Below are 21,528 nucleotides of genomic sequence, written 5' to 3' on the forward strand. Positions count from 1 at the left end.
TTGCAGGTCGCTTTCGCAGGGTGGGAACAACGAGGCGTTTTTCAGCCGAGGCTGCCGAGGCTGGCAAGCGCCACGGCCTGTTTGGGGGGGCAGGCGGCGCCGTCGCAGGCCACCATCAGGGTGCCGCAGCCGCTGCGGATAAAGCCGCACTCTGCCAGCAGGGCGGCGGCTCCCGTCGAAGCGAGCACGTCGATGTGAAGGGTGCCGCCGCCTGCGGCGCGGATGGCGGTGCGGATGACGGCGGCATGCTCGCGGGGCGAATGTTCCCTGGACAGCCAGGGCCCGAGTACTTTGAGCGATCCGTAGTTCTGGAGCAGGGCGATGCTGTTCCCGGTACGGATGATGCGGCCGCCGGTGGCCAGATACTGAAGGATCAGGCGGCGGTCCGTACCCCAGACGCGGCGGTCCATCCTGTACAGGTGCTCCAGATCCGTTGGCAGCACAGGGGCGCTGCAGTGTTGGAGGGGCGGTATGAACATCTGCCAGCGCTCGATGCGGTCACATGGCCGAAATCCCCGCGATGCGTACAGGGGGCGTCCCTGCTCCGATGCCGTCAGCCACAGGCTCTGGATGCCGCTGCGACGGAGTTTGTCGCATACCTGGTCAAACAGGTGGCGGCCAAGGCCCATGCCACGTTTTTCCGGGGCAATGATCAGGTTGCCGATCCAGGCAAAATCCGCATAGGGCACGGCGGTGGCGAAGCCGCAGGTCTGATCCCGGGATCTCAGCGCGAATGCCCAGTCGGCCAGGGGGCCTCGAAACAGCGCCGCCTCCGCTGGCAGAACCTGCCAGTATTCGGCCTGCGCCCAGAAAAAAAAGGCGCCCCAATCACGTATTTCCGGACGGATCAGAGCCAGCTCGTCCTGCTGCTGCGTATCGGCCACCTGTGCGCTCCCTCTCCGCCGCGAAACGTGCCGGAGATTGTTGAATGATCAGCCGATCTGGCGGCCGAACTGGTGAAATTCATCGAAGTTGCTGAATTCGGCATCCGCCAGATATTCGTTGGGGGCGTTGATGAACTCGTAAAACGCCTCGATCATGAAGCAATCATGCTGTTCATGGTTGAATAACTGCCGCAACAGATCCTGCATGGCGCTGCCCGGGGCCGTATTGCACAACTCGCGATAGAACTCGGTGTTCATCGATTCCAGTTCCATAATGGCTCGGATGGAGGTTTCGGCATCGCGTCGGTTTTCATCGCATTGCAGGGCCAGAAGCCGACCTGTCAGGTGTTTTGCGAGACGGCTCAGGTTTCGGGATATATCACCGTCGCAGGCGCCGTTGCCGGTCTGGGTTTCGAGGGTGCGGTAGCGCATCTCATGGTCCGCAGCCAGGTCGGCGATCAGCGCTCGCAGGCTGGCGGCCCCGGTTTTGCGGGCGAGTCGGCCGTAAAGCTCGGACGCATCTTTTTCCAGTTTTTTCGCGACACTCAACGCATTCATGGTTTGCTCCTTGCCGATAGTGGTTTGAACTGCTGCCCTCCGCCGTATCACATAACAAGTCCTGACAGGCTTCACTTCCCGCCGGTCTGCCCGGCCAGAGCGCAATACAGAGCTTCAAGTTCCGGGTCTTCCACGGGGCGTTTGCACCGTTGGGATACGGCGCGCACCCGAAGCAGAAGCGTTGCAAGGCAGACCGCGGACGGGTCGAGTCCCAGCCCCCGCATGTGCGCCGCCAGCCCGTGCCGGCCGGTGTGTTTGCCCAGAATCAAGCGGCGGCTCGAACCGACCTCGCCCGGCTCAAAGGGTTCGTAAGTGCCTGGATCCTTCAGCACGCCGTCCACGTGCAGACCCGATTCGTGGGCGAAGGCGTTTTCCCCTACGATCGGTTTCCAGGCCGGCAGCGGATGCCGGCTGGCCGCAGCGACGTAGCGGGATATCTCCACGAAGCGGCTGGTATCGATGGTGCACGGCAGGCCGCAGGCATGCTTGAGCCCCATCACCACTTCTTCCAGGGCGGCGTTGCCGGCCCGTTCTCCGAGGCCGTTGACGGTCGTGTTGATAAATCGGGCGCCAGCCCGGGCCCCGGCGATGGCATTGGCGGTGGCCATGCCGAGATCGTTGTGCGTATGCACTTCAATGTCGATCTCCACGCGCTGGCGCAGGTAACGGATTTTTTCGAAAGTGCCGAAGGGGTCGAGCAAACCAAGGGTGTCGCAGAAACGGAAACGATCCGCGCCCATGCCGCGGGCCAGCTGCATCAGTTCAACCAGATAGTCCAAATCCGCACGACTGGCGTCTTCGGCTCCGACGCTAACGTACAGATTGTGTTGCTTGGCGAAGCCAAGCGCCCGTTTGAGCTGTTCGCGTACCCAGTTGCGGTCCTTGCGCAGCTTGTGAAGGATATGCAGGTCCGAAACCGGCAGGGAAATATCGACCGCCGTCGCTCCGCATGCCAGCGAGGCACGGATATCTTCCACCAGCGCCCGGTTCCAGGTGATCAGCCGGGCCTTCAGGCCAAGGCCGAGCAGCGCCCTGACGCAATGCTGTTCGTGCCGCCCCATGGCCGGGATGCCGCATTCGATCTCGTGCACACCGATGTCATCCAGCAGGCGGGCGATGGTTCTTTTCTCTTCCAGTGAAAAAACCACTCCCGCCGTCTGTTCGCCATCGCGCAGGGTTGTGTCGTCGATAATGATGTCGGGAAGGGGGCAGGTTTGCATGGCGCCTCGTTTGGTCAGATGAGGGGTTCCAACATCCAGGCCGCGGGCCGCAGTGCCTGTTACGGCACCGTTGCTGGAAGCTAGCAAATGATTTTGCAATCGGTATGCCATGGGTAACTTATTGAAAACAGGATAAAAGTTTTTTGTGTTTTCCGTGCTTGCCGATAAATTGGGCGTTGGTGGCTTTGCAAGCCGATTATTGTGGCATGGTTAAAAATCCCGGATGATTATGCGTTTGGCTGTCGCCGCTCTCGGAAACCACGGCATGGCGCCGGGGCGTCTCTTCGAGATACGACAGGTCGATATCCCCACCCAGCATGCCTGCCGCATCGGCACGGCATTGCCTGCAATGTCGCGCCTGCGGCAGGATATGCTCGGCCTGGTCGCGCACCAGGGCCATGCGGGTCGGAGTTGGTGCCGGACATTCACGGAAAATCCCCTGGGGAATAAGCGGCAGAATGTTCATCATGTCGGCACCGCAGCGTTTGGCGGTGCGGGCCAACGGCAGGGTCTCGTGATCGTTGACGCCTGGGATGTAGACACTGTTGACCTTGACCAGCATGCCGGCCCGGGAGGCGGCCTGGATGCCGTTGATCTGGGCATCGAGCAGGGTCGATGCGCCTGCCTCGCCGTGCAGCACGATGCCGTCCAGTCTGACGCTCTGGTAGATTCTGGCACCGGTCGCCGGGGTGATGGCGTTCATGGTGACGGTGACGCTGCCGACGCCAAGGCTGCGCAGGGCATCCAGGCGTTCGGCCAGCAGCAGGCCGTTGGTGGAAAGACACAGTTGCAGATGGGGATACGCCGCTTTGACCAGGCGGAAGGTTTCGAAGGTATTTTCGTTCGCCAGCGGGTCACCGGGGCCGGTGATGCCTACAACCTTCAGCCTGGCGCCGACTTCGGGATGGCCCAGTAAAGCGCGGACCCGGTCAAGGGCCTGCTGCGGCGAGAGGACGCGGCTGGTGACACCGGGGCGGTTTTCGTTGGCGCAATCGAAGCGGCGTTCGCAGAATCCGCAGCGGATATTGCATCCCGGCGCCACGGGCAGATGGATACGGGCGTTGTTCTGATGTCCGGCACCGAAGCAGGGGTGACCGGCGGCATGACGATCTTTTTCGGAGCAGGTCTTGGCGGACATGGTGTTTCTCCTTTCAGGCTCGCCGGGATTGCCGGCAAACCGTCGAAAACTGCTGGATGAAGGCCCGGGCGGACAATGCCGCCGGGCCTCGTTGCCGTTATGCAGCCGGGCACATCCTGGCGCCGCCTGCCGATGCGAACTGTTCGATGTCCATCAGGGGTTGGGAATGGACATCAGGCTATTGGTAGCCCCTCCCGGTTTTTTTTTGGCAACTGCGCGATCAGAGCTCCAGTGGTTTGAAAGAAAAAGCCTTTTTGGGACAGGTCACGCCGCAGGCGGCGCACCCGATGCAGTTGCCGGGATTGTCCACGTACATGAACATGCGGGCGGAATCCTCTTCATCGACTTCGTGGAAGCCAAGCACATTGCGCGAGCAGGCCTTGTAGCAGCGGCCGCAGCCGAGACATTTTTCATCGTCGATCTTTTCCACGAAGGTCGGAGTCCAGGGACTGCCGTCTCGGGTTTTTCCGGTGTAATGAGCCATGAGTGGTTCTCCTCCAAGGGTTTTTTCCGGATCAGGCGCAAAGACGTTGCGAGGGCATCGCGGCATAGCATTATTTCTGCATCGCCCGTCGCAGCCAGGGGGGAGGGTTGTTGGCCAGAACCGCCTGAATCCGGCCGATAACTTCCCGAATCGTTTCGTGCCCCCTGCTTTTGACCGGATGGATTCTGTTGGCCACCAAGCGTGCGGCGGCGGGCCCGCCAATCTCGGTTACATAGACAATGGTGCAATCAGCGAGTCGTTTCAGCCGGGCATCGATTTTGTCGTCTTCATGGTCCGAAGCGGGTTCAATGTCGACCATGCTCAAAAAACGTGACTCATCGGCGCCGACTTCCCAGATGGCAAATTGTGTGGACCAGCCAAAATGCTGGTCGATGCTTTGGTTGTCCGACGTGGCGAACGCGATTTTCATGACGATCCCTCTCTGCTTCACAGCGGCGATAGTGCCGCAACATCCGCCGGCAGGACTTTGTTTGGCGGATTAGTGAAGAACACCCTGTTAGCGCATCATTTCAAAATGCTTGTCTTCGCAGTTGCGGTCGACCTCGTCCAGAAAGCTGTTGGCGATAGCGGTCAGCAGGTTGATGGCACCCTGGTAGCCGATATACGGCACACGGTGCAGGTTGACCCGGTCCAGAATCGGGAAGCCGACGCGGATCAGGGGAATGCCGGCATCGCGGGTAATGAATTTGCCGTGCGTGCAGCCGATCAGGGCATCGACGGGATCGGTCATCACCAGACTGCGCAGGTGCCACAGATCCTTGTTCATCCAGAGCTTGCAACCTTGGCCGTAAGGGGATTTGTCGAGCAGCGCCTGCAGGTATTTGCCGACCTTCTTGCTGCCACGACTGCAGACGACGTGGTAGGGCCGTGCCCCCATTTCGAGCAGAAAGGCGATCATGCCCGCCAAAAAATCCGGATCGCCCCAGAGGGCGAATTTTTTGTTGTGCAGATACTGGTGGGCGTCGGTCATGGCATCCACCGCACGGCCCCGTTCGGCCTTGAGGGTCGGCGCTACGGGCTTGCCGAACCGTTCGGCGAGGTTCATCAGAAAGGCGTCGGTATTGGCGATGCCGATGGGCGATGGCATTACTTCCACCGGGGCATCGGTCTGCTCCTTGAACCACTTGATGGTTTCCGTGGTGGCATGCTTCTGCAGTGAAAGGGTGGCGTGGGCGTTCAGCGCATCGGCGGCCTCGTCCAGGGGCGTGCCGCCGGGGTAGGGGCGGTAGGTGCCGTCCAGGGGCGAGTCGAAGGATTCGCTGATGTCGGCCAGCACGGTAACCTCGATGCCCATTTCCTGACAGATACGCTTGTATTCCCGATAATTGCCGGTGTTGCAGTCGAACCCGGGGATCAGATTGAGTTTCCCATTGTCCTTGCCTTCCACCTTTTTGTCGGCGGACAGACACGACAGGACCGATTTGAGCATCGCGTCGTAGCCGTGGATGTGGGTGCCGTTGAAGCTCGGCGTGTTGGCGTAGGGCAGAGGGTAATCCCTGGCGACGATCCCGGCGTTGCGCGCATTGGTGATAAAGGCGTTCAGGTCGTCGCCGATGATTTCCGGCATGCAGGAGGTGAAAATGGCAATCATCTTCGGCGCATACAGTTTCAGGGCGTTTTCCAGGCCTTCGTGCAGGTTGTTCTGACCGCCGAACACCGCGCCGTCCTCGGTCATGGCGCTCGATACCGCGGCCGCCGGCTCGCGGAAGTGGCGGGTCAGGGCACTGCGGTAGTAGGACGCGCACCCCTGGGAACCGTGCACGTAAGGCAGGGTGCCTTCAAAACCGTGGGCGACCAGTTGGGCGCCGAGGGGCTGGCAGGCATGGACCGGATTGATGACGACGGCTTCGCGGGCGAAGTTTTTTTCCCGGTAGTCTTCCGAATTGATCCATTCTTCAACCCGAGCCACCTCTTCCGGTGTGTTTTCGGTTACTTTTTTAACGGCGCAAGTTTCGCTCATGGTGAATACTCCTGTCCTGTGTTGAAGTGAGCAGCGAGGTAGTTTTCATCCGGAAACGGCCCTTTTCCGCCGTGGCGGCGTCAATCCGCAGGCTTGCTTGTGCGGCGTACCGATGTACGCCTCCGCGCAACCCCTTGATTTCCTTGCCACAACGAAAAATTGCTCGTTTCCCATATGAAAACTACGCTGCATCCATCCGGAGTTTCCAGATGGATACGAGGTAGTTTTCATCCGAAGTTTTCGGATGAAAACGAGGTAGCGAGAGCTGCGTGAGGTGCCATCCCGTTTGCTTCGAGCGGTTCTTAAAACGGCGCCTTGACCAGGCCCCAGGTCGGGCTGTTGATGGCCATGTCGATGTCCCGGGCGAAGACCGGGAAACCTTCATAGCCGTGGTACGGGCCGGAATAATCCCAGCTGTGCATCTGCCGGAAGGGGATGCCGGCTTTCTGGAACACGTACTTTTCCTTGATGCCGCTGCCCACCAGATCGACCTTGTACTCCCTAGCCCATTTTTCCAGCTCGATTTCCGAGGCGTCGTCGAAAATCAGGGTGCCTCGGGCCATCTCTTCGTAGGTGCGCTCATAGTCGTCGTTGTGGGCGAATTCATAGCCGGTGCCGACGATTTCCAGCCCAAGGTCTTCATAGGCTCCGATGGTGTGACGGGGCCGCAGACCGCCGACGAACAGCAGGGCGCGTTTGCCTTCGAGGCGCGGGCGGTACTCGTCGACGATCGCCTGCATCATCGGCGTGTATTTTTCGATGATCTTTTCAGCGTTGTCCTGGATCGTCCGGTCGAAACGGGCGGCAATGGCGCGCAGGCTGGCGGCGATCTTGGTCGGACCGAAGAAGTTGAATTCCATCCAGGGGATGCCGTAGCGTTCTTCCATGACCTTGGCCATGTAGTTCATGGAGCGGTAGCAGTGGATGAGGTTCAGTTTCACCTGATGGGTGGCGGCGATATGTTCGATCTGCCCGTCACCGGTCCAGATGGCCCGTACCCGCAGGCCGAGTTCTTCCAGGATCTTTCTGGAGGCCCAGGCGTCACCGCCGATATTGTAGTCCCCGATCAGGGCGATATCGTAAGGTCCCGGCTCATCATCGAATTCGCGGGTGCCGATGACGAAGTCGCGGATGCTGTCATTGGAAATATGGTGCCCCAGCGACTGGCTGACGCCACGAAAACCTTCGCAATTGCATGGAATCACTGGCAGATTCAGTTCCTGGCAGGATTTTTTGGCGACCGCGTTGATGTCGTCACCGATCAGGCCGACGGGGCATTCGGATAGAACCGAAATACCTTTGGCCAGGGGGAACAGTTCCCTGATTTCCCTGCAGATGACCGCGAGTTTTTTGTCGCCGCCGTAGACAACGTCCTTTTCCTGAAAATCGGAGGTGAACTGCATGGCGCTGAACACGTCCACACCCTGGTGACCGTCCACCAGATTGCGGCGGGTGCCCCAGCTGTAGTAGCCGCAGCCGACCGGACCGTGGGAAACATGGGTCATATCCCGGATCGGTCCCCATACCACGCCTTTGGCGCCAGCGTAGGCGCAACCGCGGGCGCTCATTACGCCGGGCACGGTCTTGCGGTTGGATTTGACGCTGCAGCCTTGGACGCCGGGATCGTTGGCCGCCATGTGGGGGGCGCGCTTGTTGCGGGCTTTTTCCGGATAGAGTTCGAGGGTCCGGTCGATCAGCTCTTCCGTTGTCTGCTTTTGGATGCCATCGAGGGGCACCTTGACGGCTGTATGGTCCTTGTCCATGATTAACTCCTGTGCTGATGTCTGAAAAAGGCGGCGGCGGTCCGGTCGGGGACCGCCTTTCCCGTCCGTTATTGTTTGTCAGGCCGATTCGGCTTTGCCGATAATGGCTTCGTCTTCTTCCTCGATAATGCCGAATTCCATCAGCAGTCCTTCCAATTCATCCATGGTCAGGGGCGTCGGCACCACCAGCATTTTGTTTTCGTCGATCTTGCGGGCCAGTTCCCGGTATTCGTTGGCCTGCGGATGCTCGGGGAATACTCGATGACCGTCATGCGGCGCAGTTCGGCGCGTTGTACCTGGTTGTCGCGGGGCACGAAGTGAATCATCTGGGTGCCGAGCCTGGCAGCCAGGGCTTCGATCAGATCGGCTTCCTTGTCGGTATTGCGGGAGTTGCAGATCAGGCCGCCGAGACGTACGCTGCCGGAGGCGGCATACTTGACAATGCCCTTGCAGATGTTGTTGGCGGCGTACATGGCCATCATTTCGCCGGAGACCACGATGTAGATTTCCTGGGCCTTGTTCTCGCGGATCGGCATGGCGAAGCCGCCGCAGACAACGTCGCCGAGGACGTCGTAAAATACGTAATCGAGGTCTTCGGTATAGGCCCCTTCCTCTTCCAGGAAGTTGATGGCGGTGATGACACCGCGGCCGGCGCAACCGACACCCGGTTCCGGGCCGCCGGATTCGACGCACTTAACGCCTGCGTAACCGGCTCTCAGTACATCGTCCAGTTCCAGGTCCTCGACGGTGCCCAGCTCACGGACCTTGTCCATGACCGTTTCCTGGGCCTTGGCATGCAGCATCAGGCGGGTGGAATCGGCTTTGGGGTCGCAGCCGACAATCATGACCTTTTTACCGAGGGAAGCGAGGCCGGCGACGGTATTCTGGGTAGTGGTTGATTTGCCGATGCCGCCCTTGCCGTAGATTGCGAGCTGTCTGATTTTCTTTGTCATGATGAAACCTCCATTGGGGTCGGGTTGTGGCAGGTGCGGGGCGGGTAATGCTGCCGGCGTCAACTCCGGACGAAGGAATGACCGTCCCGCGCAAAAGCCTGAAAAACAAAAAGCCCCAATCGGAAGAGGTCTTCTTCCAGAATGGGGCGTCGTTGCCGCAAAGCCGAAAACACGTCGTTGTGCCGTCTGCTTTGCTTTTCCTTTTTGCAGGGGGCGTGCCAAGAATGCCGTGCCGGAATACGGCTCTTTTCAACTGTTCCGGGGAGAAAGATTGCCGACTTTTTAAGGGCGGTGGTTAAAGCTTGTGCAGAATCGGCAGCTCGGACATCCCAAAAAAAAACCGTGTTTGCAGGCAGTTGCAGATTCTTGGTCGGCAATCGGCCGCAAACCGGACAAAAAACCCCGCCCATTGATGCACGGGCGGGGTTTTTTCGCGATCCAGGCGGGCGGCGTGTTACGGTCAGATGCTGCCCAGATAGGTGTAGGATACCAGCGCCTTGTCGAGCAGTTCGAGGAAATGGCTGGTTTCCTCAAAGGATATCTTGCGCGAGGCGACGCCTTTTTCCAGGGTGTCGCGCACGTGTTTGAGGATCTCGGGGCCTTTGTACTGAACGTATTTGAGGCTTTCCCAGGTGGCGTCGCCGCTGATCACCGTGTCGATCTTGTAGTTGGTCTTGCGGTTGAAGGTGACATGGACCGCATTGGTGTCACCGAACAGGTTGTGCAGGTCGCCGAGGATCTCCTGGTAGGCGCCGATCAGGAAAAAGCCGATATAGTAATCCTCGCCGGCCTCGATTTTGTGAATCGGCAGAAACTCGGCGCGGCCGTTTTCACCGACGAAACTGGTGATCTCGCCGTCGGAATCGCAGGTGATGTCGGCGATGGAGGCCATGACCTCGGGCTTTTGGCTGAGACGCTGGATCGGCACAATCGGGAACAGCTGGTCAATGGCCCAGGAATCCGGAAGGGACTGGAACAGCGAAAAATTGGCGAAATAGGTCTGACGCAGGCTCAGCTGGAATTCCTGGAATTCGTCCGGTACGTTTTTGAGGCGATCCACGATGCCGCTGATTTTGATGAAAATCTTGCTGCAAAGCCACTCGGCCAGCGCCCGGTCGTGCAGGTTCAGGTAGCCGAGATTGAACAGGCTGCCGGCTTCCTGGATCAACTGGATGGTGTCGTGGTAATCGACCCGCAGCGAATGGCGGTCGAGGCTCTGGTAGATATCCACCAGCTTTTTGACCGTCGGCGACAGGTTTTCCGTCTTGGCCAGCGCTTCCTCGAAGTCGGGCAGCGCGTTCTGGGTGTTGGTGTTGAGAATATTGGTTACCAGCACCGAATAGTGAGCGACAGTGGCCCGCCCCGATTCGGAGATGATGTTCGGGCACTTCACGCCCGCTTCGTCGCAGATATTTTTCACCTGGTAGACGACATCGTTGGCGTATTCGTCGATGGTATAGTTGGCGCTGGAAAAATCGCTCGACTTGGAACCGTCGTAATCGACCCCCATGCCGCCGCCGATATCGAGGTATTCGAGACCGACACCCATCTTGCGCATTTCGACGTAGATGCGGGTCCCCTCGATGAGGGCGTTCTTGATCTTGTCGATTTTGGTGATCTGGCTGCCGATGTGGAAATGCAGCAGCTTCACCGTATCGAGCATGCCGTGCTGCTTGAGAATATCGACCGCGGCCAGCAGTTCCGAGATTTTCAGACCGAATTTGGCCTCATCGCCGCCCGAGGTCGACCATTTGCCGATTCCCTTGGAGGAGAGTTTCACGCGGATGCCGAGCTTGGGGACGATGCCCGACTGCTTGGACAGGGCGATGATGCGCTCCAGTTCGAACAGCTTCTCGACCACGATGGTGACGTCGTATCCGATGCGGGTGGCGTACAGCACCATTTCGATAAAGTCGTTGTCCTTGTAGCCGTTGCAGATCAGCGGAATGTTTTCCCCGGTGGCGAAAGAGATGGCCGCCACCAGTTCCGGTTTGGAACCGACTTCCAGTCCCATGTTGTGTTTCTTGCCGAACTGGGCGATGGCCTCCACTACCTGGCGCTGCTGGTTGACCTTGATGGGGAAAAAGGTCTGGTAGGCGGCGGGATATTCATATTCGGCGATGGCGTTTTTGAACGCGCGGTTGATGGCGGCAATACGCCCCTGCAGCACGTCCATGAAGCGCAGCAGGATCGGCGGTTTGATGTTGCGCTTGATCAGATCGTCGACCAGAGCCCGCAAGTCGATGGAATACTTGGAATTCGGCGAAGGGTGGACGCACATGTTCCCCTTTTTGTTAATGGAAAAAAATCATCCCCCAGTTTGGCAGGTTGTAGATTTTTGCGGAGTCCTTGATCGACCAGCGTTTCATAGGCGTCACCCGTCGGGTTGTTGATGGAAAAACTGGAAGGATCGCCCTTCCTCGGCAAACCAAAATCGTGAGATAGTTTTCATCCGGAAGCGGCCCTTTTCCGCCGTGGCGGCGTCAATCCGCAGGCTTGCTTGTGCGGCGTACCGATGTACGCCTCCGCGCAACCCCTTGATTTCCTTGCCACAACGAAAAATTGCTCGTTTCCCATATGAAAACTACGCTGTATCCATCCGGAGTTTCCGGATGGATACGAGATAACCGGGAAGCCCTTTTCAGGCCAGACGGTTTTTGAAATCCTCGTAAACAAAACTGCGCAGCACCTCGAGCTGGCCCGTTTCCGGTTCGTAGGTGCAGATGTGCGGATGCTGGATACCGTTGAATGTCGTGGTTTTCACCATGGTGTAATGGGCCATGTCGAGAAACGCAAGACGTTGCCCCGGCGCCAGGGGGGTGTTGAAAGACCAGTCGCCGATCACGTCCCCCGCCAGGCAGGAAGGGCCGCCGAGACGGTAGGTAAAGGGTTGTTCCCCGGCGTCGAAGCCGCCGTGGATGCCGGGGCGGTAGGGCATCTCCAGCACATCCGGCATGTGACAGGTGGCGGAAACATCGAGGATCGCCGTGGAGACCTGATTGTGCACCACGTCCAGCACTTCACTGACCAGCAGGCCGGTGCCGATGGCGATGGCTTCGCCGGGCTCCAGGTATACTTCCACCCCGTATTTGCCCCGGAAGTGCCTGATCAGCTCGACCAGGCCGTCGATATCGTAGCCCTCGCGGGTGATATGATGGCCGCCGCCGAAGTTGAACCATTTCATGCCCGGCAGAAAACAGCCGAACTTGTCTTCCACGACCGCCGCGGTGCGGGACAACGGCTCGAACAACTGTTCGCACAAGGTATGGAAGTGCAGACCTTCAACCCCGGCGAGGGAGCGTCCCTCAAACTCCGCACGGGGAATGCCGAGACGTGAACCGGGGGCGCAGGGATCGTAGATGGCCGTGTGACCCTCGGAGTGCTCCGGATTGATGCGCAGTCCGATGGAAACACGACCTTTCTGTTTTTCCCACAGCGGGCGGAACCGCTCCAGCTGGGCAAAGGAATTGAACACCAGATGGTTGGAGATGCCCAGCAGTTCAACCACGTCGCTTTGCTTGAAAGCGGCGGCGAAACTGTGTACCTCGCGGCCAAACTCCTCCCGGCCAAGTCGTGCTTCCCATGGCGAGCTGGCGCAGACCCCGTGCAGGGTCTGCCGGATCAGCGGAAACACCCTCCACAGTGCAAAGGCCTTGAGGGCCAGCAGGATTTTGGCGCCGCTGCGCCGCTGCACCCGGTCGAGGATCTCCAGGTTATGGCGCAGCCGGCCCAGATCGATCACGTAAGCCGGGGAGGGTGCCAGTTCCAGAATTTTGGGAATGTCGATACCGGTCACAATGGCCTCGTTTCAGAAGTTTGCAGCTTACAGCTTACAGCTGATAACTGATTTAAAGCTCCGGCCATTCGCCGCCGTCGATGACCACGGTGGGCAGCCCCATGGGGGCGAGGGTTTCGAGGAACGGCTCCGGATCGAACTGCTCCATGTTAAAGACCCCTTCGCCTCGCCATTTGCCGGTCAGCATCATCATGGCGCCGACGGCGGCCGGTACGCCGGTGGTGTAGCTGATGGCCTGGGAGTTGACTTCTTTGAAGCAGGCTTCATGATCGCAGATGTTGTAGATATAGACCTGTTTGCGCTTGCCGTCCTTGATGCCGCGGGCGATGACGCCGATGCAGGTGCGTCCCTTGGTCAGCGGGCCGAGGCTGCCGGGGTCGGGCAGCACCGCCTTGAGAAACTGCAGGGGGACGATCTTCTGTCCCTGGAATTCGACCTCGTCGATGCGGGTCATGCCGACGTTCTGCAGCACCTCCAGGTGCTTGAGATAGTTGTCGGAAAAGGTCATCCAGAATTGGGCTTTCTTGATGGTCGGGATATGCTTGACCAGCGACTCCATCTCCTCATGATACATGCGGTAGATGTTCATCGGCCCGATACCTTCGGGAAAATCGAAGCTGCGCCTGGTGGACAGCGGCGCGGTTTCGACCCAGTCGCCGTTTTCCCAGTGACGGCAGGGGCGGTCACCTCGCGGATATTGATCTCCGGGTTGAAATTGGTGGCAAAGGGCTGGCCGTGGCTGCCGGCGTTGGCGTCGATGATGTCGATTTCGTGGATTTCATCGAGGTATTTCCTGGCGGCCAGGGCGGTATAGACGTTGGTCACGCCCGGGTCGAAGCCGCTGCCGAGCAGCGCCATCAGGCCTTTTTCCCTGAACCGGTCATGGTAGGCCCACTGCCAGCTGTACTCGAATTTGGCGGTCTCCAGCGGCTCGTAGTTGGCGGTGTCGAGGTAATCGACCCCCGTCTCCAGGCAGGCATCCATGATGGTCAGGTCCTGGTAGGGCAGGGCCACGTTGAGAACCAGCTGCGGCTGCTCCTGTTTGATCAGAGTCACCAGTTCGGGGACATTGTCCGCATCGACCTGCGCGGTTTTGATGGGGAAATCAGGGATCTCCGCGGCAATGGCATCGCACTTGGACCTGGTCCGGGAAGCCAGCGTGATAGCGCTGAACACATTTTTGGCCTGGGCACATTTGTGGGTTACGACACGTCCGACACCACCTGCACCGATAATCAGCACTTTGCTCATGATTTTATCCTTTTTGGTTTAAGAGCCTGAAGCCATTCAGCGGGTAAAAAGTATAAGATCCTGGAGTCATCGAGATGCTTGCCCTGTCTCCCGGTGTGCCATGGAAGCCGGGACTCTGTTATTTCCCTTTGTAGTCAAAGGTTGGCGGAGTCACGACCCATAAAATTTTCGCCGGCCCCTTGCCGATGTTTCTGACCGCATGCCGCCGATCCGAGGTGAAGAAGAAGCATTCGTTTTTTTTCACCGTGTAAGCTTTATCGTCGAGGCGCACCTGAATGCGGCCCAGCAGCACGAAGCCGAACTCTTCGCCTTCGTGAATATCCTGTTCCTCCATCTCGGCGCCGGGTTCCAGCGTTACCAGGGCCGGATCCATCTCGCGGTTCTGGGCGCCGGGGACCAGCAGCTCCACCTTCACCGCGTCGCCGGTGCCAGCCGGTTGTACACGGTGCCCGGCGCCGAACACCACATCGGCATCGACGGGATCGGTGAAAAACTCCTGCATGCTTACACCGAACACATCGAGGATATCCTTCAATGTGGCGATGGACGGACAGGCGGCATCGTTCTCCAGTTGGGAGATGTAGCCCTTGGTCAGGTCGGCGCGGTTGCCAAGCTCTTCCTGGGTGAGCGAGTTGATCATCCTGAGCCGCTTGAGTTTTTCTCCGATATTCAAAACGCGCTCCGTGGTTCGGGCAAAAATGCCGGTCAGGGAAAAATCAGGCGCTGATAATAGGGGTTTTGACCGGATTGTCAATACAAAAGTTTAGGTATTATAAACCGCTTGAATACTGATTTTTACCTGAATCCCGGGCGCTGGAATCCGGTATCATGGGTAGATGGTTATTTTTCCAAGGGTTTTTATTTTTTTTGGACGTCTATCGATTTTCTTTGAAGTATAACAAAATGCATCAATCGCGTGGAACTTCAGTGGATTTTCATGGTTTTTTACATTGGCAGGAAGAAAAGCTCAGCCTTTTGCTCCGCTCCCAAGCGGCGAAAGCAGCACCAGTCGCTGCGTCAGGGCATGTGTCTCTGCCCTGACCGTCGGGTCGAGTTTTTTCACCCAATGGCGGGGGAAAGCATCGTCGGCATAGAAGGCGCCAGCGATCATGCCGGCGATGGCACCGGTGGTGTCGGCGTCTCCACCCTGGTTCACCACACCCGTGAGGCATTCTTCAAAATTACCGGTGCCGAAAAAGTAGTGGAAGACAGTTTGCAGGGTTTCCACAATGTAAGCCGAGGCTTGTCCCCGATAATTTTTGCAGTGGAACTTGGGGTGTTCGGCGCCCAGTTCCCGAACCAGCGCATGGAGTTGCGGCCGATTGGCCCCCAGCAGAGCTCTCTGCACCAGTTTTCCAACGGTCAGACAGGCGGCATCGGAGAGGGGATGGTTGTGGGTGAGCCTGGCTTGTTCCAGGGCGCAGCGTTGCAGCAGTGTCTCATCGCCAAGGGTAAACAGGGCCACCGGCAACATACGCATGGCGGCGCCATTGCCGGCATCCCAGTCGCTTGGGGGCTTTTCCAGACGGCCGGTGAGGATGTAGTCGCTGATGCCGCGCCGGCATGTGGCGCCGACGTCGATCGGTTTGCTGCGCAGCCAGGCGGCTAAGTGGTCGGCCACGCGACGCAGGCTCCAGCCTCCTGCTTCGTCGATGGCGCGGGCGATGCACAAGCTCATTTCGGTATCGTCGGTGACTTTGCCCGGTTTGAGATGCAGCCAGCCGCCGCCGATGATGCGACGGTGAACCTTGTACTGCTGGCGGATTTCCGCGGGCGTGAGAAATTCGGTGGTGGCACCCAGCGCGTCGCCGATGGCCAGCCCCAGGAAGGCGGAGCGGGCGCGGTGGATGAGATGTTCCAGGGTGCTTCCATCGACAGTCATCGAAAGCCTCCCGTAATGATCTCGACTTCGTATTCGCCGCCGATCACCAGGTTTTCTTCTTCGCCCCGCAGCAATGCCGAACAAAACAGGCCGCTGAAAAACAGGATCTTGCTGGCGGGAACCTTTGCGGCCAATACCCTGGAGCCGAACTCCCAGGCACGTTCGAAATGGCTCGTGAAGGAATTGAGATTGTTCAGGCGCACTACGCAATGGTGGGGGGCTTGCTGTTCCAGCACGGGATGTTCGGCAAAATCGTAGATGCCGCGGTACATCTCGAATAGCGTCTGCCCCGCATGGCGGCGTTGCAATTCGTACTGGGCGAATTCGAACAGCAGATCGAACTGGGCCTGAATGGCGCTGCTGCGGGCGCTGCCGCGCATGCGGTCGATGAGGTAGGCCTGGTAGGCCTCGGACTGGATGCTGGCAATCGGCTGTCCGTGGTAGGTCGGGGCGAGTCCGAAGCGGCTTTCGACCCAGCCTTTGAGCACGGCGCCCTCACGGCCGTTGGCATCGAACATCCAGCCGCGTAAAAACCGCAGGTAACTGTTTTTCAGGCTTTTGCGGCCACCGGCGGTTTTCTGTTGCTGCCACTGGTGTAACTGGAAGGTAACGTCCATGTAGTCATGGAAAATCGCCGTACGCCGCCTTGGATCGGTCTCCGCGTCGAGCAATCTGAAAAAGCCGGCGTGGCCGCGGCGTACGCCCTGCAATTCCAGAGGCTTTGGATAGCGGTTGAAGTGCCGTGAGGCGATGACCCAGGGAGGCAGGGAGCAGTAATTGGTGCAGCAGGATTGCACGGCGTGGTTTACTCCTGGGTCAAGAGGATGGCTTGTGCAACTTCCGTGAGGGTTTTCCGCTTGTTCATGGCCATGCGCTGAATTTTCCGGTAGGCCTCCTGCTCCGAAAGTCCTTGCTGCATCAGAACACCCTTGGCCTTTTCTATGAACTTGCGCGATTCCAGGGTTTCCTTGAGTTTGGCGACTTCCTGGCGCAGATGCGCGATCTCGACAAAATGATGTATGGCCAGATCAACGGCCGGGAACAGCTGGTCCTCGCGAAACGGTTCGACGACATAATTGGCGATTCCCGCCAGACGGGCTTTTTCGATGGTCGCGTGGTCTGCCCGGGTCGTCAGCAGGACGATGGGGCGGGGCATTTTTTGCTGATTATTTCAGCAGCGGTGATGCCGTCCATGACCGGCATGATGTAATCCATGACGATCAGCAGCGGATGATGGGCCTGGGTCATGTCGATGGCCTGTTGGCCGTTTTCCGCCTCCAGAATATCGGTGAATCCGTACTTCATCAGGGACTCGGCCAGGCGGCTTCGAATATCGGGTTTATCGTCTACAACCAGAACGCTTTTCACGAAGGGGGCCTCCAGGGGGATATGCGATAGGGCACCATCGGATACATCGGATCTTTCTGCATATTCGGTGCCTGTTTCACGCCGGTTTGGCACGCGTTGCACGGGCGGGGCGAACGGTCCATTGCATGGGATTGGATGAGCGGTTGTCAATATTGACAACGGGTTTGACTTGGGTGACGCAGTTCGCTATATTTTATCTGATATAGCGACGCCTCGCTTAAGTGTTTTTTGCACGCTTTTGGCTGCGCAGGCGCCTGACAATTCTTCAGGGGAGACATGAGGAGGTAGTAAAATGGGAAAAGGACTGGTGCGTCACGTTTTCGTCATGGTTTGTCTGGCAGCGGCAGCGATGCTGCCGTCGTCGGCGTTTGCCGCGCCCGCGGGCAAGCTCATCGTTTTTCATGCTGGCAGCCTGGCGGTGCCTTTTCAGGCCATGGAAAAGGCCTTTGAGGCCAAATATCCCGCCGTGGATGTGCAACGCGAGGCCGGTGGCAGCACCAAGATGGCGCGTTTGATTTCCGAAGTCGGCAAGCCCGCCGATATCATGGCGTCGGCCGATTACACAGTTATCGATAAAACCCTGATTCCCGATAACGCGGCGGTCAACATTCGCTTCGCCACCAATCAGCTGGTGCTCTGCTATACGGACAAGAGCAAATTCGCCAAGGAAATCAATGCCGACAACTGGTACAAAATTCTGCAGCGCAAGGGGGTGGTGTGGGGGCATTCCGATCCCAATCTCGACCCTTGTGGTTACCGCAGCCTGATGGTTCTGCAGCTGGCGGAAAAATTCCATGAGATTCCCGGACTTTACAACAAGCTTCTGGCCAATCGTCCCAAGGAAAACGTGCGTCCCAAATCGGTGGAACTGATCACTCTGCTGCAGAACGGGGACATGGATTATGCCTGGGAATACCGCTCGGTAGCTGTGCAGCATGGTCTTAAATATGTAACCCTCGACGATCACATCAATCTCGGCAATTATCAGCTGGACGATTTTTACAAGCAGGCCACCGTTCAGGTCACCGGCGACAAGCCCGGTACTTTCATTACCCGTGTCGGAGGGTCGGTGACCTACGGCGTGACCCTGATCAACGATGCGCCCAACCCGGAAGCGGCGGAAGCCTTCATGGCCTACCTGCTGGACCCTGAAGGCGGATTGAAGATTCTCGACGAAATGGGGCAGCCGGCATTCATCCCGGCACGCGTGCCGAGCGACGAAATGCATTCGAAGCTGCCGGCAACCCTGCGGCCGCTGGTCGAGGTCAGGAAGTAGGTCTGAGTGGCTGTCAAGTGTGATGATGGCAAGGTGGGGGCTGCGGGTGAAACTGCCGGTAAAAGGCGGGTGTCTCTCGGCAGCCCCTTTCTTTACGTAACCTTTTTCTGCAGTACGGCGGTATTGCTGTTTATCGTCATGCCGTTGTTCCAGATGGTGTCCCAACCCTCTCTCGGAGCCTTGCACGAGACCATCCGCGATCCGGAGGTGCTGTCGTCTATCTGGCTGTCGGTGTACACGGCGGTGATCGCGGCGGCGATCGCTTTTGTCTTCGGTACGCCGCTGGCCTACCTGCTGGCCCGGCACGATTTTGTCGGCAAAAAGCTGGTAGAGAGCATCGTCGATCTGCCGATCATGATTCCGCATCCGGTGGTCGGTATTGCCATTCTCAGCCTGCTGGGGAGAGGCCATCCCCTGGGGCAGTTGATGGCCAAGGTCGGGCTGCGCATCATGGGGAGCGTCACCGGCATCATCGTGGTGCTGACCTTTGTCGGTTTGCCTTTTTATCTGAATGCCGCCAAATCGGGGTTTGAAAGTGTGCCGGTGCGTCTGGAAAATGTTTCCCGGAGTCTCGGTGCCAGTCGCGCGGCCACCTTTTTTCGTGTCACCTTTCCCCTCAGTTGGCGGCATATGCTTGGCGGTGTGATCATGTGCGCGGCCCGGGCGGTGAGCGAATTCGGGGCGGTGGTGATCGTCGCCTATCATCCCATGATCGCACCGGTGCTGATGTACGAGCGGTTTACGGCTTACGGTCTCAAATATTCCCAGCCGGTCGGGGTGTGGCTGATTCTGGTCTGTCTGCTGTTGTTTATGGCGCTGCGCCTGGTGTCTTTGCCGAGCAAGGTGGAACGATGATCAAACTGGAAAATCTGAGTGTCAAGCTGCCGGGGTTTGCCGTGCGGAACGTGAATCTGCAGGTGGCTCCTGGTGAATTCTTCGCGCTGCTGGGTCCGACAGGGGCGGGCAAGACGGTCGTATTGGAATCCATCGCGGGGTTGCTGCATATCACCGCCGGAAAGGTAAGGGTGGCAGGCCGGGACATGACGCGGTTGCCGCCCGAAAAGCGACGCATCGGCATTGTCTATCAGGACTATGCCCTGTTTCCCCATCTGACGGTGATGGACAATATCTGTTATGGCCTGCGGTACTTCAATCAGGATACCAAGGCGGCCCGCCAGCGAATCGGCGACCTGGTCGACCTGCTGGGCATTGCCGGGATCGTGCACCGGCGGCCGTTGCATTTGAGCGGCGGCGAAAAGCAGCGGGTGTGTCTGGCGCGGGCCTTGAGCGTCAATCCGGAAGTGCTGCTCCTGGATGAGCCGCTGTCGGCTCTCGACCCCAATTTCCGTGAAGATATCCGCCGTTTGCTGAAAAATCTGCACGGCGAGTTGGGCATCACCTTCATGATGGTGACGCACGATTTTAACGAGGCTTTGTATCTGGCCGACCGTATCGGTGTGATGCGGCAGGGGCGCATGGAGCAGATCGGAACCACCGAAGATGTGTTTTTACGCCCCGCCACCCCCTTTGTCGCGGAATTTGTCGGCATGAAAAACATCTTCGAAGTCGCTTTGTCCGGACAACAGGCGGTTTTCGGTGGCCTGAATTTTCCCATGGCGGAGCCTGGCGGCGACAAGCGAGGGGTGCTGGCCATCCGTCCCGAGGATATCGTGCTGCAGCGCGAGGACGGATTCGAGGGTGGATTTGTGCGCTATGCCGGGGTGATCGAGCAGATCGTCCCGGCCGGGCTCTGGCATGAAGTCAGTGTCCGTTGTCAGCAGGCCCTGTTTAAAACGGTAATAGACCGAAAAACCGTGCTCTCGCAAGGTTACGGCGAGGGGGACGCGGTTTTTCTGGGCTTTGACAAGGACGCGGCACGGGTGTTCTGACGGCAGTGAAGTCGTTTACCGCTGGTTCGTTGCCAATGGCCTTGGGGTGTTAAATTGCGGAGAGGAATTGGATATGATGGCAGTAAAAACGTTTTTCAGGTTTGTGGCAACCGCGCTGGTGCTTCTGTGCGTTTTGCCGGTTGGAGAGGCGCTGGCCGCGCCCAGGGGCAAACTGATCATTTTTCATGCCGGCAGTCTGACGGTGCCTTTCGCGGCCATGGAAAAAGAATTCGAAGCGCGTTATCCCGGTGTCGACGTGCAGCGCGAATCGGGTGGCAGCACCCGCATGGCGCGCCTGATTTCCGAGGTTGGCAAGCCGGCCGATTTGATGGCTTCGGCGGATTTTCAGGTCATCGATCACAGCCTGATACCGGGGCTGGCCGATTTCAATATCCGTTTCGCCAGTAACGAACTGGTTTTAACCTATGCGGAAGGCAGCAAGTTCGCCGATGTGATCGATTCCGGCAACTGGTTCGAGATTCTGGGGAAGCCCGGTGTTGTCTGGGGGCATTCCGATCCCAACATCGATCCCGGCGGCTATCGCAGCCTGATGGCCATTCAGCTGGCCGAGAAATTTTACAAGCGGCCCGGCCTCTACAAGCGCCTGCTGGCCAACCGTCCAAAAACAAACCTGCGGGACAAGTCGGTCAGCCTGACCTCCATGGTGCAGAACGGGGATATGGATTATGCCTGGGCGTATCGTTCCATCGCCCTGCAGCATCGCATGAAGTTCGTTACCCTTGACGAGCACATCAATCTGGCCAATATCGCCCACGATGCATTTTATCGCACCGTCAGCGTGCGGGTGACGGGAGAGCGGCCCGGCTCCTATATCGATCGCCAGGGCCGGTTTGTCGCCTATGGCATCACCATGCTCAAGGACGCACCGAACCGCGAGGCCGCCGAGGCTTTTCTGGCCTATCTCCTGGATCCGGCGGGTGGGCAGAAAATCCTCGATCAACACGGCCAGCCGCCCTTCAGCAAACCTTTTGTTTCCAGCAAGGCGATGCATGACAAACTTCCGCAGAGATTAAAAAGTCTGGTTTTTGTAACGCGTTAGTTATAGAATTCTATTTTTCCTTTCC

General features: G+C 58.5%; 19 protein-coding genes and 3 pseudogenes. 4 read left to right on the forward strand and 18 right to left on the reverse strand.

The window, feature by feature from the left end; all coding sequences use genetic code 11:
- Window positions 1-41: 41 nt before the first annotated feature.
- The 18 genes and pseudogenes from A6070_RS04785 to A6070_RS16000 all read right to left on the reverse strand — a co-directional run bounded on the left by A6070_RS04785 (window position 42) and on the right by A6070_RS16000 (window position 17,278).
- Window positions 42-884 carry a GNAT family N-acetyltransferase gene (locus A6070_RS04785; protein WP_072287286.1) on the reverse strand — a complete coding sequence of 281 codons (843 nt, stop codon included), beginning with the start codon at window positions 882-884 and terminating at the stop codon, window positions 42-44.
- A 48-nt stretch (window positions 885-932) separates the two neighbouring features.
- Window positions 933-1,442 carry a ferritin family protein gene (locus tag A6070_RS04790; RefSeq protein WP_072287287.1) on the reverse strand — a complete coding sequence of 170 codons (510 nt, stop codon included), beginning with the start codon at window positions 1,440-1,442 and terminating at the stop codon, window positions 933-935.
- Between the two features lie 71 nt (window positions 1,443-1,513).
- Complete coding sequence (gene nifV, locus A6070_RS04795) at window positions 1,514-2,662, reverse strand: homocitrate synthase (protein ID WP_072288135.1); 1,149 nt, start codon at window positions 2,660-2,662, stop codon at window positions 1,514-1,516.
- A 196-nt stretch (window positions 2,663-2,858) separates the two neighbouring features.
- A complete protein-coding gene (locus A6070_RS04800; protein ID WP_083558739.1) occupies window positions 2,859-3,800 on the reverse strand; it encodes a radical SAM protein in 942 nt (313 codons plus the stop codon).
- A 220-nt stretch (window positions 3,801-4,020) separates the two neighbouring features.
- A complete protein-coding gene (gene fdxB / locus A6070_RS04805) occupies window positions 4,021-4,284 on the reverse strand; it encodes a ferredoxin III, nif-specific (RefSeq protein WP_072287288.1) in 264 nt (87 codons plus the stop codon).
- 70 nt (window positions 4,285-4,354) lie between these two features.
- Window positions 4,355-4,714, reverse strand: a complete 360-nt coding sequence (nifX, locus tag A6070_RS04810) for a nitrogen fixation protein NifX (protein ID WP_072287289.1) — start codon at window positions 4,712-4,714, stop codon at window positions 4,355-4,357.
- A gap of 87 nt (window positions 4,715-4,801) precedes the next feature.
- Complete coding sequence (nifK, locus tag A6070_RS04815; protein WP_072287290.1) at window positions 4,802-6,265, reverse strand: nitrogenase molybdenum-iron protein subunit beta; 1,464 nt, start codon at window positions 6,263-6,265, stop codon at window positions 4,802-4,804.
- A 302-nt stretch (window positions 6,266-6,567) separates the two neighbouring features.
- Entirely contained in the window at window positions 6,568-8,028 is a 1,461-nt protein-coding gene (nifD, locus tag A6070_RS04820) for a nitrogenase molybdenum-iron protein alpha chain (RefSeq protein WP_072287291.1), read from the reverse strand.
- Window positions 8,029-8,106: 78 nt separating this feature from the next.
- Window positions 8,107-8,969: pseudogene (gene nifH, locus A6070_RS04825) on the reverse strand (nitrogenase iron protein).
- 71 nt (window positions 8,970-9,040) lie between these two features.
- On the reverse strand, window positions 9,041-9,358 hold the full coding sequence (locus A6070_RS04830; protein ID WP_145926420.1) for a hypothetical protein: 318 nt from the start codon (window positions 9,356-9,358) through the stop codon (window positions 9,041-9,043).
- 83 nt (window positions 9,359-9,441) lie between these two features.
- Window positions 9,442-11,350: pseudogene (gene speA, locus A6070_RS04835) on the reverse strand (biosynthetic arginine decarboxylase).
- A gap of 272 nt (window positions 11,351-11,622) precedes the next feature.
- Window positions 11,623-12,777 (reverse strand): carboxynorspermidine decarboxylase, encoded by a 1,155-nt coding sequence (nspC, locus tag A6070_RS04840; protein WP_072287294.1) that lies wholly within the window; start codon window positions 12,775-12,777, stop codon window positions 11,623-11,625.
- A gap of 52 nt (window positions 12,778-12,829) precedes the next feature.
- A pseudogene (locus tag A6070_RS16680) lies at window positions 12,830-14,028 on the reverse strand (saccharopine dehydrogenase family protein).
- A 118-nt stretch (window positions 14,029-14,146) separates the two neighbouring features.
- Complete coding sequence (locus A6070_RS04850) at window positions 14,147-14,701, reverse strand: helix-turn-helix domain-containing protein (protein ID WP_072287296.1); 555 nt, start codon at window positions 14,699-14,701, stop codon at window positions 14,147-14,149.
- 294 nt (window positions 14,702-14,995) lie between these two features.
- Window positions 14,996-15,910, reverse strand: a complete 915-nt coding sequence (gene draG / locus A6070_RS04855; RefSeq protein WP_072287297.1) for an ADP-ribosyl-[dinitrogen reductase] hydrolase — start codon at window positions 15,908-15,910, stop codon at window positions 14,996-14,998.
- A complete protein-coding gene (locus tag A6070_RS04860; protein WP_072287298.1) occupies window positions 15,907-16,707 on the reverse strand; it encodes an NAD(+)--dinitrogen-reductase ADP-D-ribosyltransferase in 801 nt (266 codons plus the stop codon). The genes draG and A6070_RS04860 overlap by 4 nt, the downstream gene beginning before the upstream one ends.
- Before the next feature lie 8 nt (window positions 16,708-16,715).
- Complete coding sequence (locus tag A6070_RS15995) at window positions 16,716-17,066, reverse strand: ANTAR domain-containing response regulator (RefSeq protein WP_236718909.1); 351 nt, start codon at window positions 17,064-17,066, stop codon at window positions 16,716-16,718.
- Complete coding sequence (locus tag A6070_RS16000; protein ID WP_236718910.1) at window positions 17,042-17,278, reverse strand: response regulator; 237 nt, start codon at window positions 17,276-17,278, stop codon at window positions 17,042-17,044. The genes A6070_RS15995 and A6070_RS16000 overlap by 25 nt, the downstream gene beginning before the upstream one ends.
- Window positions 17,279-17,570: 292 nt before the next feature.
- On the opposite strand from A6070_RS16000, the gene wtpA (A6070_RS04870) reads away from it, so the two are divergent.
- From wtpA (A6070_RS04870) to wtpA (A6070_RS04885), 4 genes are all read left to right on the forward strand, one after another.
- Window positions 17,571-18,554: a tungstate ABC transporter substrate-binding protein WtpA gene (gene wtpA / locus A6070_RS04870; RefSeq protein WP_072501976.1), complete on the forward strand. Its 984-nt coding sequence runs from the start codon at window positions 17,571-17,573 to the stop codon at window positions 18,552-18,554.
- Between the two features lie 138 nt (window positions 18,555-18,692).
- Window positions 18,693-19,409 carry an ABC transporter permease gene (locus A6070_RS04875; RefSeq protein ID WP_407058553.1) on the forward strand — a complete coding sequence of 239 codons (717 nt, stop codon included), beginning with the start codon at window positions 18,693-18,695 and terminating at the stop codon, window positions 19,407-19,409.
- Window positions 19,406-20,443 (forward strand): ABC transporter ATP-binding protein, encoded by a 1,038-nt coding sequence (locus A6070_RS04880; RefSeq protein ID WP_072287301.1) that lies wholly within the window; start codon window positions 19,406-19,408, stop codon window positions 20,441-20,443. Before A6070_RS04875 ends, A6070_RS04880 begins: the two co-directional genes overlap by 4 nt.
- Window positions 20,444-20,519: 76 nt before the next feature.
- A complete protein-coding gene (gene wtpA / locus A6070_RS04885; RefSeq protein ID WP_072288138.1) occupies window positions 20,520-21,503 on the forward strand; it encodes a tungstate ABC transporter substrate-binding protein WtpA in 984 nt (327 codons plus the stop codon).
- Window positions 21,504-21,528: the final 25 nt, after the last annotated feature.

The sequence above is a fragment of the Syntrophotalea acetylenica genome (assembly GCF_001888165.1).
GTDB lineage: Bacteria > Desulfobacterota > Desulfuromonadia > Desulfuromonadales > Syntrophotaleaceae > Syntrophotalea > Syntrophotalea acetylenica.